Annotated in this window: 32 protein-coding genes and 1 pseudogene; 13 read left to right on the top strand and 20 right to left on the bottom strand. The window is 65.9% G+C overall.

Going from position 1 to position 26,297, the window contains the following annotated elements; all coding sequences use genetic code 11:
• Positions 1–13 precede the first annotated feature (13 nt).
• Genes H7J73_RS00275 through H7J73_RS00260 form a run of 4 tightly spaced genes read left to right on the top strand, consistent with a single transcriptional unit; the run spans position 14 to position 4,013 of the window.
• Positions 14–817 (top strand): amino acid ABC transporter permease, encoded by an 804-nt coding sequence (locus H7J73_RS00275; RefSeq protein ID WP_264065209.1) that lies wholly within the window; start codon positions 14–16, stop codon positions 815–817.
• 23 nt (positions 818–840) lie between these two features.
• Complete coding sequence (locus H7J73_RS00270) at positions 841–1,629, top strand: amino acid ABC transporter ATP-binding protein (RefSeq protein ID WP_264065208.1); 789 nt, start codon at positions 841–843, stop codon at positions 1,627–1,629.
• Positions 1,630–1,677: 48 nt separating this feature from the next.
• Positions 1,678–3,276 carry a gamma-glutamyltransferase family protein gene (locus H7J73_RS00265; RefSeq protein WP_264065207.1) on the top strand — a complete coding sequence of 533 codons (1,599 nt, stop codon included), beginning with the start codon at positions 1,678–1,680 and terminating at the stop codon, positions 3,274–3,276.
• A gap of 8 nt (positions 3,277–3,284) precedes the next feature.
• Positions 3,285–4,013 (top strand): YoaK family protein, encoded by a 729-nt coding sequence (locus H7J73_RS00260; RefSeq protein WP_264065206.1) that lies wholly within the window; start codon positions 3,285–3,287, stop codon positions 4,011–4,013.
• On the opposite strand, the gene H7J73_RS00255 is transcribed toward H7J73_RS00260, so the two are convergent.
• The 3 genes from H7J73_RS00255 to H7J73_RS00245 form a co-directional block, all read right to left on the bottom strand.
• The gene (locus H7J73_RS00255) at positions 4,000–5,388 is read right to left on the bottom strand and encodes an aldehyde dehydrogenase family protein (RefSeq protein WP_264065205.1); all 1,389 of its coding nucleotides are present in this window, start codon (positions 5,386–5,388) and stop codon (positions 4,000–4,002) included. The two genes, H7J73_RS00260 and H7J73_RS00255, sit on opposite strands and share 14 nt — an antisense overlap.
• Positions 5,389–5,390: 2 nt before the next feature.
• Positions 5,391–6,491, bottom strand: coding sequence for an AMP-binding protein (locus H7J73_RS00250; RefSeq protein ID WP_264065204.1), 1,101 nt, complete (start codon positions 6,489–6,491; stop codon positions 5,391–5,393).
• A 201-nt stretch (positions 6,492–6,692) separates the two neighbouring features.
• The gene (locus H7J73_RS00245) at positions 6,693–7,421 is read right to left on the bottom strand and encodes an NAD-dependent deacylase (RefSeq protein WP_264065203.1); all 729 of its coding nucleotides are present in this window, start codon (positions 7,419–7,421) and stop codon (positions 6,693–6,695) included.
• A gap of 36 nt (positions 7,422–7,457) precedes the next feature.
• On the opposite strand from H7J73_RS00245, the gene H7J73_RS00240 reads away from it, so the two are divergent.
• Positions 7,458–7,820, top strand: a complete 363-nt coding sequence (locus H7J73_RS00240) for an Rv1152 family transcriptional regulator (protein ID WP_264065202.1) — start codon at positions 7,458–7,460, stop codon at positions 7,818–7,820.
• A gap of 13 nt (positions 7,821–7,833) precedes the next feature.
• Here the strand turns inward: H7J73_RS00240 and H7J73_RS00235 are convergent, their stop codons facing one another.
• On the bottom strand, positions 7,834–8,664 hold the full coding sequence (locus H7J73_RS00235; RefSeq protein ID WP_264065201.1) for a class I SAM-dependent methyltransferase: 831 nt from the start codon (positions 8,662–8,664) through the stop codon (positions 7,834–7,836).
• A gap of 82 nt (positions 8,665–8,746) precedes the next feature.
• On the opposite strand from H7J73_RS00235, the gene H7J73_RS00230 reads away from it, so the two are divergent.
• Both H7J73_RS00230 and H7J73_RS00225 read left to right on the top strand, forming a co-directional pair.
• Entirely contained in the window at positions 8,747–9,190 is a 444-nt protein-coding gene (locus tag H7J73_RS00230) for a PPOX class F420-dependent oxidoreductase (protein ID WP_264065200.1), read from the top strand.
• Between the two features lie 16 nt (positions 9,191–9,206).
• Positions 9,207–9,380, top strand: a complete 174-nt coding sequence (locus H7J73_RS00225) for a DUF5302 domain-containing protein (protein ID WP_264065199.1) — start codon at positions 9,207–9,209, stop codon at positions 9,378–9,380.
• Between the two features lie 47 nt (positions 9,381–9,427).
• Here the strand turns inward: H7J73_RS00225 and H7J73_RS00220 are convergent, their stop codons facing one another.
• The 9 genes from H7J73_RS00220 to H7J73_RS00180 all read right to left on the bottom strand — a co-directional run bounded on the left by H7J73_RS00220 (position 9,428) and on the right by H7J73_RS00180 (position 18,615).
• Positions 9,428–10,744 (bottom strand): acyltransferase family protein, encoded by a 1,317-nt coding sequence (locus tag H7J73_RS00220; RefSeq protein ID WP_264065198.1) that lies wholly within the window; start codon positions 10,742–10,744, stop codon positions 9,428–9,430.
• Positions 10,745–10,817: 73 nt separating this feature from the next.
• Positions 10,818–12,026, bottom strand: a complete 1,209-nt coding sequence (locus H7J73_RS00215) for an MFS transporter (protein ID WP_435405398.1) — start codon at positions 12,024–12,026, stop codon at positions 10,818–10,820.
• A 40-nt stretch (positions 12,027–12,066) separates the two neighbouring features.
• Positions 12,067–13,704 (bottom strand): monocarboxylic acid transporter, encoded by a 1,638-nt coding sequence (locus H7J73_RS00210; RefSeq protein ID WP_264065196.1) that lies wholly within the window; start codon positions 13,702–13,704, stop codon positions 12,067–12,069.
• Complete coding sequence (locus H7J73_RS00205) at positions 13,701–14,042, bottom strand: DUF485 domain-containing protein (protein WP_264065195.1); 342 nt, start codon at positions 14,040–14,042, stop codon at positions 13,701–13,703. Before H7J73_RS00205 ends, H7J73_RS00210 begins: the two co-directional genes overlap by 4 nt.
• 139 nt (positions 14,043–14,181) lie before the next feature.
• Entirely contained in the window at positions 14,182–15,912 is a 1,731-nt protein-coding gene (locus H7J73_RS00200; RefSeq protein WP_264065194.1) for a sodium/solute symporter, read from the bottom strand.
• Entirely contained in the window at positions 15,909–16,304 is a 396-nt protein-coding gene (locus H7J73_RS00195) for a hypothetical protein (RefSeq protein WP_264065193.1), read from the bottom strand. Before H7J73_RS00195 ends, H7J73_RS00200 begins: the two co-directional genes overlap by 4 nt.
• Complete coding sequence (locus H7J73_RS00190) at positions 16,291–17,070, bottom strand: LytR/AlgR family response regulator transcription factor (protein WP_264065192.1); 780 nt, start codon at positions 17,068–17,070, stop codon at positions 16,291–16,293. The genes H7J73_RS00195 and H7J73_RS00190 overlap by 14 nt, the downstream gene beginning before the upstream one ends.
• 21 nt (positions 17,071–17,091) lie before the next feature.
• Positions 17,092–18,282 (bottom strand): sensor histidine kinase, encoded by a 1,191-nt coding sequence (locus H7J73_RS00185; RefSeq protein WP_264065191.1) that lies wholly within the window; start codon positions 18,280–18,282, stop codon positions 17,092–17,094.
• A gap of 36 nt (positions 18,283–18,318) precedes the next feature.
• Positions 18,319–18,615 carry a DUF732 domain-containing protein gene (locus tag H7J73_RS00180; protein ID WP_264065190.1) on the bottom strand — a complete coding sequence of 99 codons (297 nt, stop codon included), beginning with the start codon at positions 18,613–18,615 and terminating at the stop codon, positions 18,319–18,321.
• Between the two features lie 137 nt (positions 18,616–18,752).
• Between H7J73_RS00180 and H7J73_RS00175 the strand changes: the two are divergent.
• The 4 genes and pseudogenes from H7J73_RS00175 to H7J73_RS00160 form a co-directional block, all read left to right on the top strand.
• Positions 18,753–18,857: pseudogene (locus H7J73_RS00175) on the top strand (HhH-GPD-type base excision DNA repair protein); the annotation flags it as partial.
• Positions 18,858–18,868: 11 nt separating this feature from the next.
• Entirely contained in the window at positions 18,869–20,419 is a 1,551-nt protein-coding gene (locus H7J73_RS00170; RefSeq protein WP_264065189.1) for a recombinase family protein, read from the top strand.
• A gap of 143 nt (positions 20,420–20,562) precedes the next feature.
• Positions 20,563–21,099: a hypothetical protein gene (locus tag H7J73_RS00165; RefSeq protein ID WP_264065188.1), complete on the top strand. Its 537-nt coding sequence runs from the start codon at positions 20,563–20,565 to the stop codon at positions 21,097–21,099.
• Between the two features lies 1 nt (position 21,100).
• A complete protein-coding gene (locus tag H7J73_RS00160) occupies positions 21,101–21,871 on the top strand; it encodes a hypothetical protein (protein ID WP_264065187.1) in 771 nt (256 codons plus the stop codon).
• Positions 21,872–21,996: 125 nt separating this feature from the next.
• Here H7J73_RS00160 and H7J73_RS00155 read toward each other — a convergent pair whose 3' ends face one another.
• From H7J73_RS00155 to H7J73_RS00135, 5 genes are read right to left on the bottom strand one after another with little or no spacing between them, the layout of a single operon-like run.
• Complete coding sequence (locus H7J73_RS00155) at positions 21,997–22,344, bottom strand: hypothetical protein (protein WP_264065186.1); 348 nt, start codon at positions 22,342–22,344, stop codon at positions 21,997–21,999.
• Positions 22,341–22,718 carry a Gp19/Gp15/Gp42 family protein gene (locus H7J73_RS00150; protein ID WP_264065185.1) on the bottom strand — a complete coding sequence of 126 codons (378 nt, stop codon included), beginning with the start codon at positions 22,716–22,718 and terminating at the stop codon, positions 22,341–22,343. Before H7J73_RS00150 ends, H7J73_RS00155 begins: the two co-directional genes overlap by 4 nt.
• Entirely contained in the window at positions 22,718–22,933 is a 216-nt protein-coding gene (locus tag H7J73_RS00145) for a ferredoxin reductase domain-containing protein (protein ID WP_264065184.1), read from the bottom strand. Before H7J73_RS00145 ends, H7J73_RS00150 begins: the two co-directional genes overlap by 1 nt.
• Positions 22,934–22,942: 9 nt before the next feature.
• On the bottom strand, positions 22,943–23,149 hold the full coding sequence (locus H7J73_RS00140) for a hypothetical protein (RefSeq protein ID WP_264065183.1): 207 nt from the start codon (positions 23,147–23,149) through the stop codon (positions 22,943–22,945).
• Entirely contained in the window at positions 23,142–23,429 is a 288-nt protein-coding gene (locus H7J73_RS00135; RefSeq protein WP_264065182.1) for a hypothetical protein, read from the bottom strand. The genes H7J73_RS00140 and H7J73_RS00135 overlap by 8 nt, the downstream gene beginning before the upstream one ends.
• A 238-nt stretch (positions 23,430–23,667) precedes the next feature.
• Here H7J73_RS00135 and H7J73_RS00130 point away from each other — a divergent pair, with 238 nt between their 5' ends.
• Positions 23,668–23,940, top strand: coding sequence for a hypothetical protein (locus tag H7J73_RS00130; protein WP_264065181.1), 273 nt, complete (start codon positions 23,668–23,670; stop codon positions 23,938–23,940).
• 67 nt (positions 23,941–24,007) lie between these two features.
• Positions 24,008–24,574 carry a hypothetical protein gene (locus tag H7J73_RS00125; protein WP_264065180.1) on the top strand — a complete coding sequence of 189 codons (567 nt, stop codon included), beginning with the start codon at positions 24,008–24,010 and terminating at the stop codon, positions 24,572–24,574.
• A gap of 8 nt (positions 24,575–24,582) precedes the next feature.
• Here H7J73_RS00125 and H7J73_RS00120 read toward each other — a convergent pair whose 3' ends face one another.
• Together H7J73_RS00120 and H7J73_RS00115 are read right to left on the bottom strand one after the other, a co-directional pair.
• Complete coding sequence (locus H7J73_RS00120) at positions 24,583–25,404, bottom strand: phage major capsid protein (RefSeq protein WP_264065179.1); 822 nt, start codon at positions 25,402–25,404, stop codon at positions 24,583–24,585.
• 124 nt (positions 25,405–25,528) lie between these two features.
• A complete protein-coding gene (locus H7J73_RS00115) occupies positions 25,529–26,029 on the bottom strand; it encodes a hypothetical protein (RefSeq protein WP_264065178.1) in 501 nt (166 codons plus the stop codon).
• Between the last annotated feature and the right edge of the window lie 268 nt (positions 26,030–26,297).

Genomic DNA, 26,297 nt, shown 5'->3' with positions numbered 1-26,297 from the left:
GAAAGGGTCTGTCGTGCAATTTGATTGGGTATTCTTCTGGAATTCGCTCCTGCGGCCCAGTGCGGCGTTTCTCGACGGGCTGATCCTCACTATCGCGATCTCCGTGATCGCCATGGTGCTGGCCACCGTCGTGGGGCTGGCCATCGCGTTGATGCGTCGATCGCGCGTGGCCGCGGTGCGGTGGTGCGCGGGGCTCTACATCTGGGTGATCCGCGGGACGCCCCTGCTGGTGCAATTGGTCATCATCTACACCGGTCTGGCGGCGATCGGCCTCTATCAGTTCCACGACGTGTCGCTACTGGGATTGTCGGTGAAGGCCGCGGTACAGGCCGCGATCCTCGGGCTGATGATCAACGAGAGCGCCTACATCGCCGAGATCATCAGGGCTGGTTTGGATTCGGTGCCCAAAGGACAGTTCGAGGCGGCCGCCTCCCTCGGTATGACGCCGGCCAAGCTGATGCGGTTCATCATCGGCCCGCAGTCGTTGCGGGTCATGGTTCCGCCGATGGGTAACTCCTTCAACGGAATGATGAAGACCACATCGGTGCTGTCCGTGATCGGCGTCAGCGAGATGTTTCTGGTCACGCAGTCGATCAGTTCCGCGACGTTCCACACCTTCGAGATCTTCATCGTCGCGGCCATCTACTACCTCGCCCTGACCACCGTCTGGACGTTCATCCAGGCGGGGATCGAGAATCGGTTGACCCGCCAGCTCGGTATCGCGGCACGGGTGCCGATCACTCAGCGATTGCTCGGCACCCGGCGCGGAGCCGCGGTAGGTCCCACGGCCACCCCAACCCTGCAGCCACACGGATGATCCTCTTGCGCAAGGAAATCACTATGAATGCGGAACTCCGACCCACGCCGCCAGAGGACCCGATCGTCGTCGTCCGGAAGGCGTGCTGCACGCTCGGCGGACGGCGGGTACTCGACGAGGTCGATCTCGATGTCGAGCGAGGAGAGGTGGTCGTCCTGATCGGGCCGTCCGGCGCGGGCAAGACCACCCTGTTGCGGTCGTTGAACCACCTGGAGTCCTTGGACAGTGGCGAGGTTCTCATCGGCGGTGTGTCGATCGCCCACCGGGAGGCAGGCTCCCAGCGGAAGGTGAGCACCACCGAACTCGCCCGCCGTCGACGTGAGATCGGTTTCGTCTTCCAGCACTTCAACCTCTTTCCGCACATGACGGCGTTGGAGAACGTGTGGAATGCCCCCGTCCGGGTGCTCGGCCGGCCCAAGGCCGAGGCCAAGGAGGATGCGCGAGCTCTCCTGCAACGAGTGGGTTTGGGGGACAAGGGCGAATCCCGTCCGAGTCAACTCTCCGGCGGTCAACAGCAACGGGTCGCGATCGCGCGTGCGCTCGCCATGCGACCGAAGGTGATGCTCTTCGACGAGCCGACGAGTGCGCTCGACGTCGAGATGGTCGGTGAGGTACTCGAAGTGATGCGTGAACTTGCGCGCGAGCAGATGACGATGGTGGTGGTGACCCACGAAATGCGGTTCGCGCGCGATGTGGCCGACCGGATCATCGTGATGGATGCGGGCCGCATCATCGAGGCCGCCCCACCGCAGGAGCTCTTCTCCAGCCCGAAAAACGAACGGACCAAGTCGTTTCTGTCGACGATCCACTGACCGTCCCACAGACGGTCACCGGAACACATTCTCATGAGGGGTTAACACGTGCCTAGGTTCGACGGCTCGACGTCGTCATTCAGTGGTGCCATCGCCACGCCGCACACTCTGGCGACCGAGGCCGCGGTGGGTGCCTTCCGTGACGGCGGCAGTGCCGTCGACGCGGCCATCGCTGCGGCCGCTGTCCTGACGGTGGTGTATCCGCACAACGTGGCCCTCGGCGGCGACCTCATCGCCCTGGTGCGGACACCAGACGGGGTGGTCACGTGTGTGAACGCCTCCGGTTGGTCAGGGGCGGCTACCGACGCGGCCGCGATGCGCGCCAAACACGGGTCGGCACTGCCCGATCGCGGAGCCGACACCGTCACCGTGCCCGGCGGTGTCAGAGGCTGGGAAACCTTGTCGCGCTTGGGCGGTCGATTGCCCTGGAGCCGCCTGCTCGAACCCGCGGAGCGGGCCGCCAGGGACGGCGTTCCCGTGGCCCAGTCGTTGGCTGCTCACCTTGTCGATCCCGAGAACGACGACCTAGTCGGTCAGGGCGACTTCGACCGGGTCTTCCGGCCTGAGGGACGAATCATGCGCGCCGGCGCGGATTTTCGCCAGCCGGCCCTCGCCGAGACGATCGCCACGTTACGGAAGGGTGGGGCCGACGAGTTCTACACGGGCGCACTGGCGGCCCGGACCGTGGAGTACCTGCGCTCGCACCAATCAGTCTTGACTGCCGGTGATTTCGCCGACTTCCGGCCGGAGTCCACCGACCCGATCTCCGTGCAACACGGGGGACTGTCAGTCCTGACCAGCCCACCCAACACGCACGGATTCATGATTCTGCGTGCCCTGGCCGCCCTCGACGAACTCGCCACCGTGGATCCGCTGGGGGACGGAATCGGAACTCTGATGCGACTGTTCCACCATGGCAACAGGTTACGGTCGACGCTGCTGGCCGACCCCCGCGTCCAAGCGGTCGACGTCACGGCACTCGTGCACGGCGACCTCAGGGCAGCCACCCCGGTCGGCGAACCCGTCGGTGCCGTGCGATCGGTGCCTCGCGGCGATACCGTCGGGATCGCCGCAGCCGACAGCGACGGCATCGCCGTCTCGCTCATCCAGAGCGTCTACCACGCCTTCGGTTCCGGACTCGTCGACCCGGGCACGGGCATCCTGTTCCATGATCGTGGCACCAGCTTCTCGTTGGATCCGCAGTCGCCGAATGTGCTCGCGCCGCGGAAGCGGCCCCTGCACACACTGATGCCGGTAATGACCACCGACGGGGACAGGATCCGGCACGTGCTGGCGACGATGGGCGGGCAGGGGCAGCCGCAGATCCTCACCCAGGTGTTGCTGCGCGTGCTCGGCGGCGCCACGGCGGTCGACGCCGTCGCCGCGCCACGCGCGATCGTCGGACCCCAGATACTCGGTTGCACAGCGGATTCCGCCGTCATCGAGTCCGATATCGATGTCGCGGCTGCCGCCTCGCTCGACACATCCGGACTGACGATCACCGAGGTGCCCCGGCACACCGAGGCGCTCGGCCAAGCCAACGTCGTCGTGGTCGGCGGGGACGGAGAGCTGGCCGCCGCGGCCGATCCGCGTGCCGACGGTTCGGCGGTGGTGGCCCAGTACGCCCGGCACCGCCGCTTTGCTTAGGTGTGGAGATGAGCACTGAGCACGAGAACCCGCGTCCGTTCGCGCACCGCCACCTGCACCTGTGGGTGATGATGACGCTCACCGTGGTCACCGGTGCTCTGGACGCGGTCGGGTACCTGGGGCTGGATCGGGTGTTCACCGGCAACATGACGGGCAACGTCGTGATCCTCGGCATGGGAATCGCTGCCGAGGAAGGCCTGCCGGTGGCCGGACCCATGATCGCCCTGGTCGGCTACGTGCTGGGGGCGGCGATGACCGGTCGGCTGATTCGTGGCCGCGTCCGGGCGTGGAATGCGGTGGTGACGACGACGATCTGGGTGAACGCCGCCGTCCTGGCCGGTGTCGCCACCGTCTTACTGCTGGTGCCGGTTTCCGGCCAGTCATGGGGTGGCATCGCCGCGGCAGCCACCATCGCGGTCGTCATGGGGGCGCAGGCGTCCATCGCGCGCTTCCTCGCCGTGACCGACATGACGACGGTGGTGGTCACGTCGACCATCACCTCCTATGCCAGCGAAACGCTGTTCAAGGGCGGGCTGTCCTGGTTCACCCACCGGCGGCTCTGGGCCGTGGTGGCGATCTTCGCCGGGGCGTTGGCCGGCGGTCTGATGATGAAGCTGCACATCTGCGTACCCGTGTACGTGGCGGCGGTGATCACGGCCGGTTGCGGCGGGATCGGGCACCGCTACTGGGAGCGAGCGGCGGCCTCGGAAAGCCGTCATGGACTCAGTCGCGGATGACCGCTTTGTTGCGCATCAGGAAATCGGCGAGGTAGCCGTCGTGCGGCATCTCCGGGTTCGACACCTGGGTCAGATGGCGCCCACTGTGGACATTGGTGATAGTGGGTTCACAGATCAGACTGTCGAGCAGGTCCTCGTCCCCGGTGATCACGTTGAGCACCAAGGAGTTTCGTAGCGGGGCGAGGCCGTCGGTCCGCGACCACGGCGCAATCCACACGCACGGGAAAGCCAGTTCGATATTGAGCTGCTCGACGTTGGGCGCCGACAACAGGTGAACGGCGGGACGCAGCGCGGCCCGTCCGCCGCCGAGGTCGGCCACCACTTGATCGGCACCGAGCACGGCCGTGGCGCCTGCTGTCTTCGTGCCGAGATAGGCGGCGAGCGCCTCAGCCTCGGCGATCGGCCGGGTCGGTAGAACTGCCAGCTCGTCGGAGTCGGGCAGGGGCGCGATCGCCGAAAGCCGTTCGGCCACAGCATGTGCCAGCGGTGCCGGGTCACCCTCGTAGAGCACCGCGGTGGTGTTGACGCACGCGGTACCGCCGAGGCCGGCAATCGACTCGACGATCACGTCGAGGTAGTCACGCCAGTCCCGGTCGGCGGTGACGAGAATCTTGGTCCGGCCCGGGCCGTTGGTGAAGACCCGCGGATCCGTCGCGTACTTGTCCACCACGTCCTGGTCGCCGTAGACCATCGCCAGGTCGGCGTCCCGGATGATGGCGTCCGCCCCGGTGTAATCGGTGGGCAGCAGCGCGATGTCGACATCGCGAAACCCCGCCGCGCGCAACGCCAGAATCAGCCGGTGGCCGGTGAACGGCTCACGCCGGGACGGCCTTACCGCCACTCGGTAGCCGAGGGCCAGCGCCTGCAGCCAGAGGCCGTGTATGCCGGGGGCATTACCCGAGGCGTGCACCGCGAACACCTCACCGCGACGGGTCCAGACGGCGGCGCCAGTGCGGGTCCGTTCATCGCGCCAATCGGCGACGGTGCCGGTGGGCATGGCCGCTGCGACGCTGTCGAATGCGGTTGCGGCGGCCGCTGCCACTGACGTCGCGCCGGCCCTGGCGACGCCGATCGGCAGGCCGGCCACCCGGCTGGTGAGCGCCACGTACTGCTCGAAGTCCAGGCCCGCCAGCACCGCGTCGGTGAAAATCGCTCTGGTGGCCGTCAGCGCGGCCTGCCGTCGCGCGAACGGCAGCGGACGGGTCTTACGTTGCGTGCTGATGGTGCGGGCCACGTACAGCGGCGGCACGATACTGAGCTCGGCGGCTGCGACACCGGCGGTGTCGGTGATGGTTTCCCTGGTGCGGGTCCGGTACTCGCCGCCGGGGCCCAGGGCGTCGACATCGACAAGGTGAGTCGGCGCGGTATCGGTCACGCTCAGTACACCCCTTCGACCACAGTCTCACCGTCATGGCTCCCTACCGGTGTCACCACGGATAACGAGTCGCCGACCTGTCCCTGCGGTCCCTGGCTACGGATGGCGGAGTCGCGTTCGAGATTGTTCGGAAGGAACATGCCCTTGCTGATGTGGTGCATCACCACCTGCCCACGTTCGCCATCGGCCACCGGCTCCCGGGTCTCGGGATCGACGACCCAGAACACGACGTAGGGCGAGCGGGGGTCGAAAATGAAGTGGGCGCTGTCGGCCTCGGGTGTTCTGGTCATGGCCTGGGACAGGATCATCGTGCTGCCGAAGACCATCGAGATGGTGGTCGCCGGGAAGATCTGGCGCAGGATGTCCATGGAGTCGGGGGTGACATGAGCACCGCTGAGCATCATGAAGCGCACCGTGTCGTTGACCAGATCAACCAGGTCATCCCGCCGGGCGATCGCTTCGAGCAGCGGCGGGGTGGTCTGCAGATTGGCGACATCCTGGGTGCGCAGCACAAACCGTGCCTGGTCGAGGACGTGATCGACGTACGCCGACACCTCGGCGGACGCCCCGCGGGCGACGAGCTTTTTCACCCAGCGCGGATCGAGGTCCACCGCGTGAAACGTCGATCCGAGTTGAGCCGAGACCCGACGGGTGAAGTATCCGACGCCGTGCGGACCCGACGGCATCAGGCACAGCATGTCGCGGCCAGGGGCGAACCCGGCTGACCTGAAATCTTGGACCTGCCACTGGAGCACCTGTTCCACCCAGTCGGGCAGCTGAACTGTCCGCTTCGGGGCGCCAGTCGTGCCGCCCGACTCGAAGATCAGCGGCACCGGCGGCGGTGAGCCGTAGCCGCGCGGGATGAGGTCTGCCACCGGTACATCCCGGAGCTCGTTGACGAGATTCGGGAACCACCGCAGGTCGGCGTAGGTCTGTACGTCGGTCAGCGGGTCGAAGTCCAACTCCTTGGCGGTGGCCAACCAGAACGCCGAACCCGTCGCCTCGCCGAAGTGCCAGGCGATCGCGGTGCGCAGGTATTCGTCAGGGTCGGCAGGTGGTGCCGCGCGCGGCACATCCAGCAGAGTGAAATCGAAGACCGGCATGGGTCGATCCTGACGTACCCGCGTCGGGGCGGGCAACCTTCGTAGACTGCTCAGCGACTCATGGATATGGTCTGAATATGCTGAACGGCAACACTTTTGGATCTGTCTTCGGTGATCAGGGCGTGTGCCGGACCGGATCGTTCGGCAACTGTTCGGCCTGCGTCGGCCGCGGCGATACCCGCCCGCCATCTTGGCGAGCCGCTAGCCGCCCAGCAGTACCGGCAGGCGCTCCAGCAGGGTGGGTAGCGCGGTGCTGGCGCTTTCCCGGATGGTGACCGTCGCGGTGCCCGACAGCGGGGTCGCCTCCGGGTTGACCTCGATGACCACGGCGCCCCGGGACAGCGCGATATCGGGTAGGCCCGCGGCGGGGTAGACCAGCCCGGAAGTGCCGACCACGACGAGCACATCGGCGATGCTCACGGCGTCGACGGCGGCCTGCCACGGTCTTTCGGGTAGGGGCTCGCCGAACCAGACGATGCTCGGCCGGATCAGGCCGGCGCAGAGCGCGCAGACCGGCGGTGTCAGCTCCAACGTCGGCTCGTCGACATCCTGCAGTGGTCCGGTGTAGCGGGAACCGCAAGAATCGCAACGGAATTCGAAGAGGCTGCCGTGTAAATGATGCACCGCCGCGCTGCCGGCGCGCTCGTGCAGGTTGTCGACATTCTGGGTGATGACGGCGACGTCGGTGACCCCGGGATGGTTGCCCCAGGCGGCGACCGCGCGATGCCCGTCATTCGGTTGCACCCGCTGCACGAGATGGTGGCGCCACAGATACCAGGCCCAGACCCGCTCGGGGTGTTCCGCCCACCCCCGCGTGCTGGACAGCTCGTAGGGGTCGAAACGCGCCCACAACCCGTTCTTGTCGTCGCGGAAGGTGGGCACCCCGCTCTCGGCGGAGATTCCCGCACCACTGAGAACCGCTATGCGCACATCACCAAAATAGCTGGTCTGTTGGATACTGGACACGTGGAGTTGGGGGACTGGTTACACATTGACGAGCATGCGGCCAAGCCGTTGTTCGATCAATTACGCACGCAGGTCATCGAGGGGGTTCGCGACGGCAGGTTGCCGCCGGGCACCCGGTTGCCCACCGTGCGGGAGTTGGCGTCCCGGCTCGGTCTGGCGGTGAACACGGTAGCGCGGGCCTACCGCGAACTGGAGACTGCTGGAATTCTCGAAACCAGGGGCAGGTTCGGCAGTTTCATCGCCCACGCGGATCCGGCCGATGCCGCGATGGCCGCCGCGGCGCACGCGTACGGGGAAGTGGCGCGGGCGCTCGGGCTGGGCAAGGCGGAGGCGCTGCGCTATCTCGACACCGAGTTCGGCTGAGAACCCAACCGGTTCAGCCGAATTCCAGCAGGGTCAAGGTGGGCCGCAGCCGGTCCAGTACCCGTACCTGATACGCCGTCGAGAGCAGCGTGTTGAACACCCAGCCCCGTCCCGGCGGCATCTGCAGGTCGCGGACCGCCCGGATCCCGGGAATGGTATCGGCCAGGTCCGCCAGCTGGTCGGTCGACCGGCTGAACGGCATCGCGGGCACCGTGTAGCGCAACGACGGCCGCAGCAGACCGAGCCGCGCCACCGCGGTGAACCAGGTCGGCGGCAAGTCGAACAACATCTGCCCGCCGGGGAAACGGCTGGCACACTCGGCGATCAACCCCAGAGCCTGCTCGGGCTGCAGGTACATCAGCAGACCCTCGGCAGTGATGAAGACTCCGTGCTCGGTCTCGACGCGGTCCATCCAGCTGTAGTCCAGCGCCGACTGGGCGCACAGCGCCACCCGCGGGTTCTCGGGCAGTAGTCGGCGCCGAAGTTCGATGATGGGCGGCAAATCAACTGTGAGCCAACGGAATCGGCTGGCGTGCAAGCTGTCGTCGAGCCGCCAGAAGCTGGTCTGCAGCCCTTCGGCCAATGCCACGACTCCTGCATCGGGATGACTGGCCAGATAGCGCTTGGTGATCAGGTCGAAGGCTCGCGCGCGCAGTGCCATCTCCTGGCGCGCCGACCCGAATTTGCCGAAATCGGCGTCGATCGAGTCGACCAGACGGATCGCCATCGGGTCGTCGATGATCGCATCAGCCCGGCGCGCCTCGCGCGCCCGCGCGTTGAGGGTCAGTAACGCAGTCTCGGAGACACCGGTCAGTTCGGCTTTGTGTCGGATCGCAGCACTCATCCCCAGAAACCCTACCCTCGGGCAGCGAACCGTCCCCGGGTGAAACGGTCTCCTCCCTGCGTGCGCGACGTACGCTCGGAGCATGGGCCGACAGGTATTCGATGACAAACTGCTCGCCGTCATCAGCGGCAACTCGCTGGGCGTGCTAGCCACCATCAAGGGCGACGGCAGACCGCAGCTGTCGAACGTGTCGTATCACTTCGACGCGCAGAACGTCGTCATCCAGGTGTCGATCACCGAACCGCGCGCCAAGACGCGCAACCTGCGTCGTGATCCGCGGGCATCGGTACTGGTGAGTTCTGACGACGGCTGGTCCTACGCCGTCGCCGAGGGTGACGCGATCCTCACACCGCCTGCCGCCACACCACATGACGACACCGTCGAAGGGCTGATTGCGTTGTACCGCAACATCGCCGGTGAACACCCCGACTGGGGCGACTACCGGCGGGCGATGGTGACCGACCGGCGGGTGCTGCTCACGCTGCCGATCTCGCATCTCTACGGTATGCCGCCCGGCATGAGATAAGCGCTACGCTGCCGGTATGGCTAAAGACTCCGCACCGGAGGATGACACGAAACGTAAGTTCCGCGAGGCGCTGGAACGTAAGAACACCAAGTCGGCGTCGGGCAACGAGCACCGCGACGGGGGCGCCAAGCAGTTGAAGGCGCACGGTGCGGCCGAGAACCGCCGCGAGTTCCGCCGCAAGAGCGGCTAGGCAATCGGTCAGAGCTCAGTGCGGATAGGTTCGAGTGGGAGCCGCACTCAGCTCTGACTCAACACTGAGGCGTGCCGGGACGTGCGGCTGAGCAACCGGGCGCCGATCAATGCTGCGACCATGACCGCCACGCAGTAGAGACCGTCGTCCTTGAGGCCCCACTTCACCGCTGCCAACGTCACCGCGCCGGCCAGACACAGCATCGCACCGACAATCCCGCTGCGCGGTCCTGGCTCGGTGGCTATCGGGCCATCCCAGCCGGGCAGCGGATTGTTCTCCAGCGGGCGCAGCGTCAGGAACAGCACGCCTACGACGACGAGCATGATGGCCAATTGAATGATGCTCAGTGGCAGCAGGTCTGGTTGACCTGGATATCGGTAGAGCCCCAGCTGGTCGAACGCCAGGTGCATCAGCAGCAGTGCGGGCATATGCCACAGATACAGCGTCATCGCGCCGGAGTTGCCGATCACCGTGAGCCACCAAACCCGGGGACGCTGCGCCCACCTGGCGATCGCCGGTGCCGCCGCGATCGCGAACGCGCACATCATGATTGCGTGGCCGGCCAGCAGCAGCGACGGTGGCGTCATATTCGCCGGGCGCTGTCCTTCGATACCGACCAGGCTCAGTTCGTACGGTCCGAACCACAGCAGGGCCAGGTTGGCGCCCAACATCAGCAGGCCCAGCTTGAGCGCGGCCGCACCGTCGATCATCCGGCGGCGATACGCCACGCCGAATAGACCGGGGATCACCCAGGCCGCCATGTTCAGATAGCCGAGCGGCGCCAAGGCGGGCAGGTGCAGCCGGATGACGTCGACCACCATCACGGTGGTGTACACCCCGGCGACCGCCGCGGCCAGCTGTGCTGTGGTGGTGATCCGGTACAGCAGCGGGACCGCGGCGAGCATCAGTACGTACGCGCCGAGAAACCACAGCAACTGGATGGAGATCCCGGCGATGGGTTCGTAGACGTGCACCGGCAGCACCCGGTGCAGTACCAGCAGAGTGACCACCCAGAACGCCACGTAATAGAACACCGGACGGAACAGCCGGGTACAGCGCTTCATCAGCCAGCCACCCCAACCGGCACCCGGTTGCCAGGACTCCACACAGGCCGCGGCGCCGGCGAAGAAGAACAGCGGCATGATCTGAAACACCCAGGTCAGAGCCTGGAACACGACGGATGTGGTCAGCAGGTTGTCCCAGATGAACACCTCGTCGCGGATCATGCTGGTGGCCATCACGGTATGGCCGATGACCACTCCGGTCAGCGCGGCGATGCGGATGACGTCGATGGCCCGGTCGCGATCGGGCGGGGTCTGCGCGGCGACCTCGGCGGGGCCGGGGAACCCGAGTCTCAATGGCATGCGGCCAACGTAGGTTCTCGGGGCCCGCGGGCACCTGAGTAGAAGTCCCTAAATATCGCGAGCGCAGTGGGGACTAGATCTTGTCGGCACGTTCCTGGATCAGCACCGCCACCAGGCACACCGCCGACAGCACGGCCACGGCGATCGCGAACGTCACGCCCGCGGTCCGCAGACCCCAATGCTGGCTCGCCACGCCCTCACCGATCACCGGTACCGCGATGGCGATATAGGCGACGACAAAGTAGGTCGAGCTGACTTCGGCCCGACGCTCCGGTGGGGTCTGATCGGAAATCGCGGCCAGGCCGCGGCCGAAGCTGATGCCCTGTCCGACGCCGGCCACCACGGCCGCCGCGATCAAACCGGGCAGCGACGAAAAATGCAGCGCCACAGCCAACATGAGCATCCCGACCACGAGCAGCGCACAACCGGCCGCGATCGCGCGCGGCGGCGGTATCCGGAGCCCGAGTATCTGCGCCACCGCCGAGGCGGCGAACACCGAGCAGACGATTGCGCCCGCAACCGCGTGGTTGCCGATACCGATGACGTTGGAGATGAAGGAGGGGGCGACGGCCGTGAACAAGCCTGTCACCGCGAAACCGGCGAACGCGGCGGTGACGGCGGTGGCGAACACCGCCCTGGTCTGCGGCGGCACGGACAGCCGCTGGATGCCGATCGTGCCTTGGCGTTCGGAGGTCTCGGCGGAGAACAACACGGCGCCGCCGGCCAACACCATCAACACGATGTGGACGATGAAGCTCAGCGCCAGCGGTGCCGGTGCGTACTGCACCAGGATGCCGGCGACCAGCGGGCCCAGCCCGAGTCCGCCGATATTGGCGACTGTCGCCACCGCGGCGGCTCTGGACTTCCAGCTCTCCGGCGCGGCCTCGATGACCGCCGCCGTGGCCGTGCCCGTGAACAGCCCCGCCGACAGCCCCGAGAGCACCCGGGCGACCAGCAATTCGGGCACCGTGTGCGCCACCAGAAAGAGCACTGCACTGATCAGCGCGGCCACCACCCCGGCCAGCAGCATCGGCCGCCTGCCCACCGCATCGGACCAGCGGCCGAATGCGAGCAACGCGAAGAGCACACCGACGGCGTAGGTCGCGAAGATGACCGTGGTGGTGAACACCGCGAAATGCATGCGGTCCGCGTAGAGCGCGTACATCGGTGTCGGCAGGGTGGTGCCGATCATCACCGCAGCGAAAGCGTAGGTCAGGAGGGCGAATCCATAGCGCCTTCGCGCGGTGTTGGTCGGCGGTGTCACCGTCCGAGTCTGCGTCATGTAACCCCGCAACGTCGCGGCAGGGCTACCCCTTCCCGGCTTAGTGGTTGACGGCCTTTTCGGCGCCGACGCCGGTCAGCGAGCGGACTTCCATCTCGGCGTTGATGGCCGGGTCGCCACGCTCCGAGGAGGCCAGCGTGCCGACGACTCCGAGGATGAAGGCCAGCGGAATCGAGACGATGCCGGGGTTGGCCAGCGGGAACCAGGCGAAGTCGACGCTGGGGATCATCGCCGTTTTCGCGCCGGACACGGCGGGGGAGAAGACGATCAGCACCAGGGTTGAGATCAGCCCGCCGTACATGCTCCACAGCGCACCGCGGGTGTTGAACCGGGCCCAGTACAGCGAGAAGATGATGGTCGGCAGGTTGGCCGCGGCGGCGATCGCGAACGCCAAGGCCACCAGGAACGCCACGTTCTGGCCGTTGGCCAGGATGCCGAGACCGATGGCGAGCACACCGAGCACCACGGCGGTGATCCGTGAGACCCGCACCTGTTCCTGCTCGGTCACTTTCCTATCCCCGTGGCGCACCAGATTCGCGTAGATGTCATGCGCGAACGAGGCCGACGCGGTGATGGTCAGGCCGGCGACCACCGCGAGGATCGTCGCGAAGGCGACCGCCGAGATGACGCCGAGCAAGATGACCCCGCCGAGTTCGAAGGCCAGCAGCGGTGCGGCCGAGTTGACCCCGCCTGCCGCGGCCAGGATTCGGTCGGGGCCGACCAAGGCTGCCGCGCCGTAGCCGAGTACCAGGGTGAACAGATAGAAGGCGCCGATCAGGGCGATCGCCCAGACCACCGATCGCCGGGCCTCTTTGGCGGTGGGCACGGTGTAGAACCGCATCAGCACATGCGGCAGACCGGCGGTGCCCAGCACCAGCGCCAGCGCCAGTGAGATGAAGTTGATCTGCGACGTCGTCGAACCGCCGTACTGGGCGCCGGGCGCCAGGACGTCGCGGCCGGCGACACCCTTGGTGGTGGCTTCGGACACCGCGGTCTGGGCGGAGCCAAGGATGTCGGAGAAATTCAGCCCGAATTTGGCCAGCACCATCACGGTCATCAGGCCGGCGCCGGCGATCAGCAGACACGCCTTGATGATCTGCACCCATGTGGTGCCTTTCATCCCGCCGACCAGCACGTAGACGATCATCAGGATGCCGACGACGGCGATCACCAGAGACTGCCCGCCACGGCTCTTGACGTCGAGCAACAGTGCGACCAGGCCGCCGGCACCGGCCATCTGCGCCAGCAGATAGAACAACGAGACCGTCAGCGTCGAGGTGGCCGCCGCCATCCGGACCGGGCGCTGCCGCAGGCGGAAGCTCAGCACGTCGGCCATCGTGAATCTGCCGGTGTTGCGCAACAATTCGGCGACCAGCAGCAGCGCCACCAGCCAGGCCACCAGGAACCCGATGGAGTAGAGGAAGCCGTCGTAGCCGTAGACCGCGATGGCACCGGCGATGCCGAGGAAGCTCGCTGCTGACAGGTAGTCACCGGCGATCGCGATGCCGTTCTGCGGTCCGGTGAAAGATCTTCCGCCGGTGAAGAATTCGTCGGCCGTGGCGTTGCGCTTGCTGGCCTTGACGACCACGATCATCGTCACGACGACGAAGGCGGCGAAGATGCCGATATTGGCGACGGGATTGCCGACGGTTTCGGCGGCGAGAAGCGTGGTGGTCACTGGGATCCCCCTTCCAGCTCGGTGCGGATGGCGGCCGCCCGTGGGTCGAGTTCACGGTTGGCGAACCGGACGTAGAGACCGGTGATGATGAAGGTGGTCAGGAACTGGCCCAGCCCGATCAGCAGACCGACGTTGACGTTGCCGAACACGGGAGTGGCCATGAAGTCGTGGGCGAAGGCGCCGAGGACGACGTAGGTGGCATACCAGATGAGGAAGAAGGCCGTCATCGGAAAGACGAAGCGGCGTAGGCGACTCCGGAGTTCCTGGAATTCCGGGCTGGCCTGGGCGGCGATGAACTGCTCCCCGGTGGGGGCGGACGGCAGATCGGTGGTGGACACCGGATGCTCCTGACCTCGATGTGAACTGCGTGTGCGCACGAGCATATTGAGACCGAGATCACATTCACAGGACTTTGGCAGGGTGGCCCGCGGAAGCCCAGAGCCCTGCGGCAAACGGTGTGTGGCCGGCGATGAGCGGTCAGTCGCGGGGCAGGCGTTCGACGCCCATCCCCAGCCGTTCGGGCACGTGCATCCTGGCGAAAATGCGGGCCACATCCGGGGGTGCGGTCGATCCCGTCAGCCGGCTGGCGACCACCATCGTCAGGAACGCCAAGGGCACGGTGACCGCGGCCGGATAGCCGATCAACGCGGCCGGCCAGCCGCCGAGCAGTCCGTCGTCGATACCGCCGGTGACGGCCAGCGTGGTTGCCGTTCCCGATAGGACGCCGCCCACGGCCAGTCCGCAGATGGCGCCGACGCTGGTCAGCCGTCGCCACCAGATGCCGAGCACCAGCAGTGGACACAGCGTGGAGGCCGCGACCGCGAAGACCAGACCGACGCTGCGGGACAGTTCGATCGACGACGCCGCCAGGGCGAGCGGGATCGGGACCACCCCGCCGACGAGCGCCGCCAGCCGGAAGTCGCGGACCCCTCCGCGCAGCACGTCGGTGGCCAGCGCGCCGGCGATGCTGACGAGCAGACCCGACGAGGTGGCCAGGAACGCCGCGATGGCGCCGGCCGCCACCAGCGCGGCCAGCCCGGCGCCGAGCCAACCACCGAGTGCCGCGCTCGGCAGCAGCAGCACCGCGGCATCGGCGGTCCCGGTGATGAGCAGCTGCGGTACGTAGAGGCGGGCGAACACGCCGAGCAAAGTGGGGAACAGATAGAACAGCGACAGTAGGGCGATCACGGCCAGGGCCGTGCGCCGGGCGGCCCTGCCGTCGGGGTTGGTATAGAACCTGACCAGCACGTGCGGCAGGCCCATGGTGCCGAGGAATGTCGCGATGATGATCGAAAGTACTTGGTAGAGCGGGTGACCCCCGCCCAGACCACCACCGGAGGCGAGCCACTGGTCGCTGTTGGCCGGAGTGCCCGCCACCACCGGGGTGCTGGCGCCGGCGGCCAAGGTCAGCGTGGTGCCCCGGCCCAGGGTGTACTGGCCGGGCCCGGGAATGGTGGCGTCGTCGAGGTGGTGCCCATCCAGAGTTCCCGTGACGGAGATCCCCGCCGGTCGCGGGACCTGGACCACCACATCGGTTTCGACGGAGACGGTGGTCTGTTGCTGCACGGCCGGCGGCAGCGGGCCACCGAGGTCGGTGCGGTCGGTCAGGAACAGCACCGACAGTGCCAGCGCCGGGACCGCGATGGCCGTCAGTTTGAGCCAGTACTGAAACGCCTGCACGAAGGTGATCGAGCGCATGCCGCCACCGACGACGTTGGCGATCACGATGGCAGCGACGGCCACTGGTCCGATCCAGACGGGCACGCCGAGAAGGATTTTCAGGGTGAGCCCGGCTCCTTGATACTGCGGGACCAGGTAGAGCACGCAGATCACCACGACCACGAGCATGCTCACCGTCCGTACCCGCGGCGAGCCCAGCCGGAACTCGGCGAAATCCGGCACTGTGTAGGCGCCTGAGCGGCGCAGCGGCGCGGAAACGAACAACAGCAAGCCGAGATACCCGGCGGTGAATCCGACCGGGTACCAGAGTGCGTCGGCACCATATTTGGCGACCAACCCGGCGACACCGAGAAACGAGGCGGCGGAGAGATATTCACCGGATATTGCGGCGGCGTTCCACCGCGGGCCGACGGTGCGCGAGGCCACCAGGAAATCGGAGGTGGTCCGCGACAGTCGGCCGCCGTATGCGCCGACGAGCACCGTCGCCAACGCCGCCAACAGCAGCGCGGAAGCTGTCAGAGCGGTCATGGTTCGTCGGCGTTGTCGGCGAGACCGTCGTTCACGATGCCGATGAAATCGCGCTCACCCTGCTCGGCCAGTCGGACGAACAGTCGGCCGACGCCAAAGAGCAGGGCATAGAGCAGGACGCTCAGAATCAGCCAGTTCACCTTGACGCCGAATAGCGTCAGCGCCTCCAAGGCGGGAAAAGCGTTTCCGAGTAGCGGAATCGCCCCGATGATGCACAGCACCACCGTGGCCAGGCGTAGGGCGAGACCGAGCTGCGCTCGGACCAGGCCGCGCACCAGCGCGTCACCGACCTCGGTCTGCTCCTGGAGCTCGACGCGGGTCCGGACCATGCGCGCGCCCCGGCGGTGCGCGAGCACCACCCGTTTGCGCGGAGTGGGTTCAGGATTGGTCATTGGCGCCCGGGCGATAATTGCGCATCGGCTCCCGCACCAGCCGGTCCCGCAGTTCCCGGGTCTGGCGGCGGCTGACGGGCAGCTCGACGGCAGGGGATTCGCCGTTGACCTTGACCCGGACCAGTACGCCGCCGTCGGTACTGCGTAGTCCCGAAACATGATGCAGAGCAACCAGATACGATCGATGCACGCGCTGGAAACCGTGGTTGCGCCAGCGGCTTTCGAGTGACGACAACGGGATCCGGACCAGATGTGAACCCGATGACGCGTGCAGCCGGGCGTAATCGCCGTCGGCTTCCACCCAGCCGATGCTGTCCCTGCGGACCAGATGGGTGACGCCACCGAGCTCGACGGGCAGCACTTCGTCACCGCCGTCCGCGGCCGCCGGCTCGGCTGTGCGCGCGGCGAGCACGCGGCGGACCGCCTCGTCGAGGCGCTGTGCGCGAAGCGGTTTCAGTAGATAGTCCGTCGCGCCGACATCGAAGGCAGCGACGGCCTTGTCCTCGTGCGCGGTCACGAAAACCACCGCGGGCGGCTGGGAGAAGTTGGCCAGCACCGCGGCGAGTTCGAGGCCGGACAGGCCGGGCATATTGATGTCGAGGAAGATCGCGTCATGACGGCGTTCGGTCAGTTCCCGTAGGGCCGAGTTCGCGTCACCGACGCCGTGCACCCTGCCCACACAAGGGTGTTCGTCTAGGAGGTAGGTCAATTCATCGAGCGCGGGACGTTCGTCATCGACGGCGAGCACGTCGAGTAGCCGGGTCACGTGCGGTGACCTCCGATTGCGCTAGACATGGACACCGGGACGGAATTTGGGCACCCGCATGATCACCTTCGTGCCCGCCCCGAGGGACGTCTCGACCACCAGACCGTAATCGTTGCCGAATGCGGCGCGCAGCCGATGGTCGACATTGGTCAGCCCGACGTGGGCCGTCTGGTCGCCGTTCGGGTCGGTGCCGAGCGCGTCGGCGTGCGCCGATTGCAGGACCTCCGGATCCATCCCGACGCCGTCGTCCTCGACGGTGATGACACAGTCGGCGCCCTCGTCGCGGGCGATCACGGTGATCATGCCGCCGGCGCGACCGGCCAGGCCGTGCCGAACGGCGTTCTCCACCAACGGTTGCAGGGCCAGGAAGGGGACGACGACGTTGAGCACTTCCGGGGCGACCTGCAGCTTGACGTCCAGTGCCGCGCCGAACCGGGCGCGCTCCAGCGTGACGTAGCGATCGATGTTGCGCAGTTCGTCGGCCAGCAGTGTGTAGGGGCCGGCCGCCCGGAAGGAGTATCGGGTGAAGTCGGCGAAGTCGAGGATCAGCTCACGGGCCCGGTCCGGATCGGTTCGGACGAAGGACGCGATGGTGTTCAGTGCGTTGTAGACGAAATGCGGGCTGATCTGGGCCCGCAGCGCCAGAACCTCGGCACGGTCGAGCCGGGCCCGTGACGCGTCGAGTTCGGCGAGCTCGAGCTGGCTGGTCGCGTACCGCGCGACTTCGCCGACCGCGCCGAGCATGCCGGGGCCCGGTGTGGTGTCGGTGACGATGACCAGCACGCCGTCGACACTGCTGTCGTCGGGCAGTAGTGGTTGGGCGACCACCGCGGGCTCCTCGCCGCCGGCCAGTACCCGTCGCTGGCCGGCGATCGACACTTGCGCCGCCCGCTGACAGCGCGTCAACAACGTTGGTGTCCACATCGGATCGGCGGGCGGCTCGTGCGCGAGCAGGTGCGCGTCGCCGTCGTAGAGGGCGACGCCCTCGGTGCCGGTGAGATCACGCAGATAGGGGATCGCCGCGGCAGCGGAGTCGGCGTCCAGTCCCTTGCGCAGGGCGCGGGCGGCGAGCGAGGCGGTGTGCAAGGTGGCGTGCACCGCGCGCTCGGTCGGGGTGGCGACGACGCGGCGGGTGCGCACCACGATCACGGCTGCCGCTGCGGCGACGAGGAGCAGCGCTGCGGCCAACGCGAACGCGAACTCGCCGGACATGGAGGTGAATCTAGCCTCGCGATGACGAGGTGTCGGCTACTGAACCGGGCAGGCGTACTTTCTGGCCACGTCCATCACGCGATCTTGCGCGCCCGGGCCGATCACCCCTTGTGCGGCCAGTTCCAAACCGATGTATCCCGGGAGGCCACCGATGCATGCCTGATGGGCAACCCGCCACGCAGTATCCGGATTGAGGTTGTAGCCGTTGCGTTGCAGGCCTTGGAGGTATTCGTCGAAGGCCGGTGTGCCCTGGTCGGGGATCGCTTGGGCTGAGCTTGCCAAGGCAATGGCGGTGACGGCCGCCCCGACAAGAGGTGCGATGACCCGTCTCATGTCCGTCTCCTCAGGGCTTATCCGCCGGCGACCACCGGTTATCGGCCTTTACGATCGCACACCCCCCGGCGCGCAGACTCCCGAATTGACCGGACTCGGGCCCGAATGGATGAGTCGGGGCGTCTTAGACTGACCGGATGTCGAAGCTGCAGCTTGTGCAGGATCCCGCGGCCGATGCGCTGCTCGCGGCCAATCCGTTTGCTCTGTTGGTGGGGATGATGCTGGATCAGCAAGTGGAGATACGATTGCAACCATGTCGAAGCAAGCTCCACGCGCGATCGTCGGCGCACGAGTCTCGGTAGTCCAAGGGCCGCAGAAGGTCTCGCACTTGGCGCAGTTGGAGGCCACGACGAAGTGGGCCGAGGCCAAGGGGTACGAGGTCGTGGGCCAGTTCGAGGATCTCGGGGTGTCAGCTGAGAAACGACCCGAAGATCGCCCAGACCTCGGACCGTGGCTCACCGAGGAGGGGGCAGCCGCGTGGGACGTGATCGTCTGGTCGAAGATGGATCGGGCTTTCCGGTCGACCCGTCACTGTGTGGACTTCGCCCGCTGGGCCGAAGAACGGCGGAAGGTCGTCGCGTTCGCGGATGACGGCCTGACGCTGGACTATCGGCCCAAGGGGCCCGGTGCCGTCAAGGGCATCGACGAGATGATGGCCGAGCTATTTGTCTACCTCGGCTCGTTTTTCGCCCAGTTGGAGTTGAACAGGTTCAAGACGAGGGCTCAGGACAGCCACCGAGCACTACGCGGCATGGACCGCTGGGCCTCGGGAGTTCCACCACTGGGGTTCAAGGTGATCGATCACCCCAGCGGCAAGGGCAAGGGTCTCGACACCGACGAGACCGGCAAGGCGTTGCTCCACTCGATGGCCAGTCGTCTGCTGGAAGGCTGGAGCTTCATCCGTATCGCCGCGTGGCTCAACGAGTCCGGTCACCTCACGAACATGGACCGTGCGCGGGTAGCTGCCGGGAAGCCTGCGAAGGCTCGGCCGTGGTCGGTCAACGTCGTGATCGACGCACTCACCTCACCGAGGACTCAGGGCTTGAAGATGACCGGGCGGGGCAAGCAGACGATGACGGTGCTCGACGCCGACGGGGAGCCGATCCGGCTTGGACCGGCGACCTTCGACGCCGACACTTGGCGGCAGATACAGAAGGCTGCCCAGCTCCGGAAGCTGGGCCAGCGGACACCGAGCAAGACGACAAATCCGGTTTTGGGCGTTGCCGTGTGCGGTTGCACCGGGTGCCCAGCGTGTGGTGTCGCCGAGGGCATCTGCGGGGCCTCGCTGGCTCAGCAGACCACCCGTAAGAATCTCAAGACCACGGGGGAGATGCGAGAGTGGCGCACGTACAGGTGCGGACGCACTCCGTTGAACTGCAACGGGGTGTCGGCGCGGGGTGACGACGTGGATTTCCAATTGGCACACGAGTTCACCTACAACCGAGGTGACGAACCTATGACTCGAAGTGTGTTCTTTCCTGGGGAGGACCACAGTGCCGAGCTAGAGCAAGTCAACGCGACTATCGAACGGCTGCGGATGGAGTCCGACGCGGGTCTATTGACGACACCGGAGGATGAACGGCTATGGATGGAGCGGTTGAAGGCTCAGGTGGCCAAGCGCGATCAGCTCGCGGCCGTGCCGAGCCGCGTGGCCGGCTGGGTGGCCGAGGAGACTGGCCAGACGAAAGCGGAGGCGTGGAAGACTGCCGACGAAGGGGAGCGACGGCAGCTCTACCTAGACGCCCGTCTGCGGTATGTCTTGTGCCGCAAAGGTGAACGCAGTTATTTCGACAGGGTCTTATAGCCGCCTGACTCCGCAGCCGCAGTCGTCCTGACGAGCTAGGGTCACCTGTCCTCCGCGAGCCGGTTGTATTCGAAGGCGACATGAACTCTATTGGCGTCAACATTGGGTATACTCTTGAGGTCCATTGGCCAATAGGAGGCATCATGGCGGACCCCGAGATCGAAGCCATGTCGGCACTCGCCACAGCGCTGGCTGACCTCGAAGATGATGCGCGTGGCCGTGTCCTGCGTTGGGCAGCAGAGCGATACGGCGTGAGCCTGAACGTCTCATCGGGTAGTCGCCATGGCGGCGGTGCCGCTAATGGAATCGGCGGCGGCGGCGAGGAGGTCACTGACGAGGAGATCGCTGAGGAAGCCCCGGTGTACGAACACTTCGCCGACCTGTTCGATAAGGCTCAGCCGAAGACCAACCCTGATAAGGCCCTCGTCGCCGCGTACTGGTTGCAGACAATCCAGAGCCAAAGCACCTGGCAGTCGGCGGTCCTGCAGAAAGAACTCAAGAACCTAGGCCACGCCATCAGCAACATCACAGATGCGCTTACCGCGAACATGCAGAAGAAGCCGGCGCGGATCGTCCAGGTGCAAAAGACAGGCAAGTCCAGGCAGGCTCGCAAGACCTACAAGGTGACGCACGAGGGATTGGTGTACGTGCAGGGCATGCTGCGCGGCGAGGGGACCTAACGTGAGCCTCGCTCCGGCCGACGCGTTCTCGGTCCTGCCGACCACCCTGCGTGACGACCTACTGAATGCGTTCAACGAGATCGTCAAGAACTACCGGGAGCGCAAATGGGAGCCCTCGGAGTTAAACGGCGGCAAGCTGTGCGAGGCCGTCTACACGATTTGCAAGGGCTGGCTGGAGGGCGGGACATACCCGGCGCGCGCGGAGAAGCCGAGCAGATTCCCAAACACGTGCTGGGACATGGAGCGCACCTACCAACAGGTGCCGAACAGCCGGACGGCACGCATTCTCATACCTCGGATGATGATGGGGCTGTACGACATCCGGAACAACCGGGGTGTCGGCCACGCTGGCGCTGATGTTGATCCGAACCACATGGACGCCACCGCAGTTTTGTACACGTCCAAGTGGCTCATGGCCGAGTTGGTTCGCCTGCTCCATACGCTCACGACCGAGGAAGCGACCGAGATCGTTGAGGGCCTCGTTGAGCGTGAGGTGACGTGGGTGTGGACCCATGGCGACAAGAAGCGTGTCCTGCGTAAGGGATTGACGTGGAAGCAGCAGACCCTTTTGTTGCTCTTGACCGAGGCGGGCGATGTCGCCGAATCAGATCTGCTCCGTTGGTTGGAGCACCCTGGCTTGCCGTCGTTCCGGAAGGATGTGTTGAAGCCGCTTCATAGGGACCGGCTGATCGATTACGACGTGAACGAGCGCACCGCGCGCCTGCTGCCGCCGGGTGTGACTGCTGCCGAGGGGCTGGCCGCGGCGGCTTAGCGTCCCTACGTCGAACTACTGGCGACGTTCGCTGTGTTGGAGGCCCCATCCTGGGACGGCCGACACGACAGCGGCAACAGGCGGGGGCCAACCGGTGAGAAGCAGGACGACGGCCTCGTGCCGGATTACCTCCGCGCCATCACGTAATCGACGTGAGCAGTTCGGTGGCTCCCGTTGTAGATCATCGCGTCACCCTCGATGGAGTACCGCTTGCCGCGCCACTCGATCTGCGACTGAGCGCCAAGAATATTCGGGTAGTTGATCAACCGGAGCCGGTAACGGCTCTCGGTGTGGAACCCGCCGTCCTGGTTCTCGGATGGAGCGCCGAGCAAGCCCAGCGGCTGCACCACGGCTCGGACGAGCGTTCCAATCTTGGCCGGTCGGGTCCAGGTGTTGCCGTCTGAGTCGGTGATCGGGTTCTGGATCTCCTGGAACACCTTGACGGTCTCGATCCCGCGGCGGAGGAGGCTCACAGCGCGACTCCTCCGCGGCCTGGGGAGATCTGAAACATCTTGCTGGGCTTGATGCCCAGCGTCAGCCACTCCTCGGGGAGGATCCGCAGCCGGTTATCGGCTGCCTCGCTGGAAAGCTGGTATCCGTAGGTGCCATCGGTCTCCGACCGGATGCCCTCGGGGTTGCGGAGCACCCGCAGCACGGCCTCAGCTTCGATGTCGATCACGTCCTGGCGGTCGATCTCGCCTGCCTCGGTTTGGCCGGCGAGGTCGGGAACCCTGCGGACGATCATCCGCTCCACCTGAGCCAGTCGGCGTGTAGCGAGTGCGATCTCCTCGGTCGAAAGCTCCCGTCCTGCGATGGCCTGAACGTCTGCAGCGGTTGCGTATGCCATCAGTCCGCCACCGGGGTAAGCGAGGAAGCCGCAATGTACTGGCGCGGCCCGGACTCGTTGCCCTGGACGAACACCGAACCCTCGGCGTTGGCGGGTTCGAGCACCTCGACGGTCTCGCCTGGCTTGAGAAACACGCAGCCCCCGGGGGTGGTCTCGGTGACCCGCAGGGGGCCGGTCACGGTGGCTTTGTCGCCGGGGGTGAGATTCGGGGTCATGGTTGTCTCCTAGATGATTTGGCGGCTGAGCTGATGGCTCAGCGGCGATGCCTTGTTGAACTGCTTCTGGTAGCGCCGTTCGTCGTCCTCGTTCCAGGGCCTCGAGACGGCGGGGGAAGTGAGTCGGCGCTTGAGGATGTCGACGAATGACGTAGACGGTTGCCTCTTGGCGATCGCCTGGCGTTTCCGCTTCGTCTTGCGACCGGCCCTACTCATCGGTGTCCGAGAAGTTCATTCGGCCCAGCAACTGGGCGAGCAAGCCGCGCTGAACTCGAGCCTCTGCAATGAACGGGGAGATCACCGGCTGGCCCATGCTGCCCCTAACGGTCAGCGGGCCCTCGGCGGCTGCCTCGTCTAGCTCGGCGATCTGGTCGGCGGTTTTGCACGCCTGAAACAGCAGTTCCAGCCTGTCTGGCTCGGTTTCCAGGTCGAACTCGCCTGTGATTTTCTTCCACAGAGCCTTGCCCTGCGCCTGCAAACCCGCAGGTGTACGCATATTTCCTCTTTCTAACTGACTCTCGGAAAAACAGGGGTTTATTGCTCGCACGATTCGGCACCCGCATAACCGACCGGTCGGGAAGGGTGCCGGGAGGGGATCCCCCCTGGAGTGGGGTCCGTTCTCTGAGCGGCATCAATGATGGGCGCGTGCCGTTCGCCTCTTGCCCGAGACCGCCTCGCCTGTGACTATCTGATCACCAAGAACGACAACGACGATCAGGTGTGAAAGAACTAACGTGACAACGAAGTTCAAGTTCAACGACCTCGAGCCGAAGAACGAGCGCGGGTCTTGTGCGTCCATCCTCACGTGGCAACGCCACTCCTACGTGATGGCACGCCTAGAGACCGGATGGTGGGCGGCCACCCACCAGTTCGAGGGCGGTCCAGTCACAGTGCTCACACCGCCGGGTGGCGTTAAGAGCGGTCACCAGGCGTACAACATTGCGCTCGACCACAAGAACGCATTGCTACGAGCGAGCGACGCGGGCCAGAGCGGTGCCCGCGAGTAGCGGCGCTCTAGCGAGTGCGTAGTGCAGCACATAGCCCCGGCGGCTCTCCGCATCTAAGCTCTGACACGTGGACGAGGACTACCCCGAACGGCGTCACACTGCGTACCACGAAGCAGGCCACGCCATCGCGGCAATAAAAACGCCGCGTGGCGCAGTGGAGCACATAGACATCTGCGACAGGAATAACAACGACGCCGAGAGCGGCGGCACAAACTGTTCGTCCGTAACCGCAGATGATGCTTTCCGCGTTTACGGAGGGCCCTGGGCGCATGTGAAGTTCTACCGGCCCGCCGACGCCCTCACTTTCTATGACGTCCTCACGTGCATCTACGCGAACAATGACGACCAGGACCTTTTCATCCATTATGCGGAGCGCGACGCCGAGATCTTTACTGCGGAAACCTTCGAGGACTGGCACGAGAGGGCGGACGGAGTGATGTCGGCTGCCTGGGAAGCCCAAGAGGTTCAGAACCTCGCCGAAGAGATGCTCGCCCGCGCGAAGAAAATCCGACTCAGTAACGGCCAGTTGCTGATTCGAGATAGTTGGCGAGACCGTTGGGTCTGCAAGGACTTTGTTCCAGCCCCTGAGGAAGGGAAGGGCCTTGTTGGACCCCTCCCCCCGTTCAACCACTAGTCCGTCGATCAGGCGGCGTCGTGCAGACGGACGACCGACTGCGGATGCAGGAACGCGAAGCCGACGCGGGCGATGCCGCGAACGTCGATGGCGTCCTGGCGCGGAACGTCGAACATCCGCATCTCGGTGCCCTGTCGGAGCACGATCTTGGTGCGGGTCGAGTCCAGGCCCCACGCCTTGGTGTTGGCGTCGACAGCGGGATCGGTCAGCACCCGGATGCCTGCGATGAACGCGCCATCGGTGGTGCGCTCCAGCAGCCGCTCGTTAGAGCCGGTGCCCTTCTTGATCTTCGACAGCACCTTCGCGGTATCGGGATGCATGATCCACCGATCAATGTTGGCGCCGACAGCCTCGGCGGCGAAGATAGCGTCGATGAACGGATCCTCGTTGGCGATCGTGGCACCGGTGTCCACGACCGAGGAGGTCAGTGACAGGAGGCCGCTGTTCGCCTTGGCCGTGGTGTTCGCCAGGAACGCGGCGTCGATCTTCTTGGCGATGTCGTTCGCCAGACCGGCGGCAGCCTGATCGGCAATCGCCGGGTCGGTGTCGTTGCGGATCTCATTGGACAGCGTCGTGATGCCGCCGACCTTGGACGGCGTGCTGGTGACCGAGCCCGTCGCACCGTCCGTCGGAACGATCACTTCCAGCTCGTCCAGCCAAGCGGCAGACGGGTCGGAGCTCCACAGCGGGAAGCTCACACGCACCTTGTCGGTGCCGAACAGCGAACCCGCTCGGAACGCGGTCGACTGGGCCTGGATCGCCTTGTTCAGAACCTTGCCGAAGTCCTCGGGAGTCCAGGCATCGGCGGTGTTTGAGTGCTGAGTAGCCATGAGGGCCACCTTTCGTTAGATGTGTTGTTCTGCAATGGAATAGGGCCGATCACAGATCGGCCTCGGGTGCCTCACGGAGGCTTGTGTTGCGAGGGGAGCCGCCACAGACGGCCCGCCCCGAGATCTAGTTGGCGCGAACGCTCGGGAGTTGTGTGTGGTCGGTGCTGGCCTGGAAGAAATCGGCCATCGTCGGGAGCCGCTTCTCAGGTGCCTTGCCGCCGCCGTGGCCCTGGGTTGGGTCAAACGCAGGTGAGTTTCTCCGCAGACCGGGCCGTTCGGCCAGTACGGCAGAGACATCCGCGGCCACCTTGGCGGCGTCCACGTCACCCGAATCGGTCAGGTAGTCGGCCACCTCGTTGCCCGACAGCGAGAACAGGTCAGCAGGATGGCTCAGGCCATCAGAGGCCAGCCGTTCGACCTCGGCGCGCTGCATCTGTTCGACCTTCGCGGCCAGGGCGTCCCGCTCGGTGCGGGCCTCGTTGCGCTGGACTCGGTATTGGGCCTCTTTGTTGACCTTCTGAGGCTCGTTGGCGCCCTCGTCGTGCGTCGGCGCAGCGGGTGTGGCCGGGAGTCCAGCGGAGCTGGCTCCGTCGATTGTGGGGGTTTCGGGGATGGTGTCGCTCATGCTGCGGTCTCCTTAGGGCGTTCCGAGGGTTGTGGTGTGGTCTGGCTGCAGTTAGCTGCCTCCTGCGGGTGACTGAGCTGGCCAGCTCTTAACGTCGAGCTGGTCGTGCCTACAGACGCTGTGCGTCTCCAGCTCCCATCTGCGGGAGCTTGTCCGTGGCGACCGGCGCACCCCTGCGTGTCAGGGTGAGTTGAGTCCACTGGTTCAGAGCAAATCGGCCTGACGCGGGGCGAGATTCGGATCGGTAGGCGATGACCAGCTCGATTGT

It is taken from the genome of Mycolicibacterium komossense (assembly GCF_025822605.1).
In the GTDB taxonomy this organism is placed as follows: Bacteria; Actinomycetota; Actinomycetes; order Mycobacteriales; family Mycobacteriaceae; genus Mycobacterium; species Mycobacterium komossense.
This window is presented reverse-complemented; position numbering and strand designations above follow the sequence as displayed.

Coding starts and splice junctions, on each gene's coding strand:
- H7J73_RS00270 (WP_264065208.1), top strand. CDS start 841: ATGAATGCGGAACTCCGACCCACGCCGCCAGAGGACCCGATCGTCGTC.
- H7J73_RS00260 (WP_264065206.1), top strand. CDS start 3,285: ATGAGCACTGAGCACGAGAACCCGCGTCCGTTCGCGCACCGCCACCTG.
- H7J73_RS00250 (WP_264065204.1), bottom strand. CDS start 6,491: ATGCCGGTCTTCGATTTCACTCTGCTGGATGTGCCGCGCGCGGCACCA.
- H7J73_RS00235 (WP_264065201.1), bottom strand. CDS start 8,664: ATGAGTGCTGCGATCCGACACAAAGCCGAACTGACCGGTGTCTCCGAG.
- H7J73_RS00230 (WP_264065200.1), top strand. CDS start 8,747: ATGGGCCGACAGGTATTCGATGACAAACTGCTCGCCGTCATCAGCGGC.
- H7J73_RS00225 (WP_264065199.1), top strand. CDS start 9,207: ATGGCTAAAGACTCCGCACCGGAGGATGACACGAAACGTAAGTTCCGC.
- H7J73_RS00220 (WP_264065198.1), bottom strand. CDS start 10,744: ATGCCATTGAGACTCGGGTTCCCCGGCCCCGCCGAGGTCGCCGCGCAG.
- H7J73_RS00215 (WP_435405398.1), bottom strand. CDS start 12,026: ATGACGCAGACTCGGACGGTGACACCGCCGACCAACACCGCGCGAAGG.
- H7J73_RS00200 (WP_264065194.1), bottom strand. CDS start 15,912: ATGACCGCTCTGACAGCTTCCGCGCTGCTGTTGGCGGCGTTGGCGACG.
- H7J73_RS00195 (WP_264065193.1), bottom strand. CDS start 16,304: ATGACCAATCCTGAACCCACTCCGCGCAAACGGGTGGTGCTCGCGCAC.
- H7J73_RS00185 (WP_264065191.1), bottom strand. CDS start 18,282: ATGTCCGGCGAGTTCGCGTTCGCGTTGGCCGCAGCGCTGCTCCTCGTC.
- H7J73_RS00180 (WP_264065190.1), bottom strand. CDS start 18,615: ATGAGACGGGTCATCGCACCTCTTGTCGGGGCGGCCGTCACCGCCATT.
- H7J73_RS00170 (WP_264065189.1), top strand. CDS start 18,869: ATGTCGAAGCAAGCTCCACGCGCGATCGTCGGCGCACGAGTCTCGGTA.
- H7J73_RS00165 (WP_264065188.1), top strand. CDS start 20,563: ATGGCGGACCCCGAGATCGAAGCCATGTCGGCACTCGCCACAGCGCTG.
- H7J73_RS00150 (WP_264065185.1), bottom strand. CDS start 22,718: ATGGCATACGCAACCGCTGCAGACGTTCAGGCCATCGCAGGACGGGAG.
- H7J73_RS00145 (WP_264065184.1), bottom strand. CDS start 22,933: ATGACCCCGAATCTCACCCCCGGCGACAAAGCCACCGTGACCGGCCCC.
- H7J73_RS00140 (WP_264065183.1), bottom strand. CDS start 23,149: ATGAGTAGGGCCGGTCGCAAGACGAAGCGGAAACGCCAGGCGATCGCC.
- H7J73_RS00135 (WP_264065182.1), bottom strand. CDS start 23,429: ATGCGTACACCTGCGGGTTTGCAGGCGCAGGGCAAGGCTCTGTGGAAG.
- H7J73_RS00120 (WP_264065179.1), bottom strand. CDS start 25,404: ATGGCTACTCAGCACTCAAACACCGCCGATGCCTGGACTCCCGAGGAC.
- H7J73_RS00115 (WP_264065178.1), bottom strand. CDS start 26,029: ATGAGCGACACCATCCCCGAAACCCCCACAATCGACGGAGCCAGCTCC.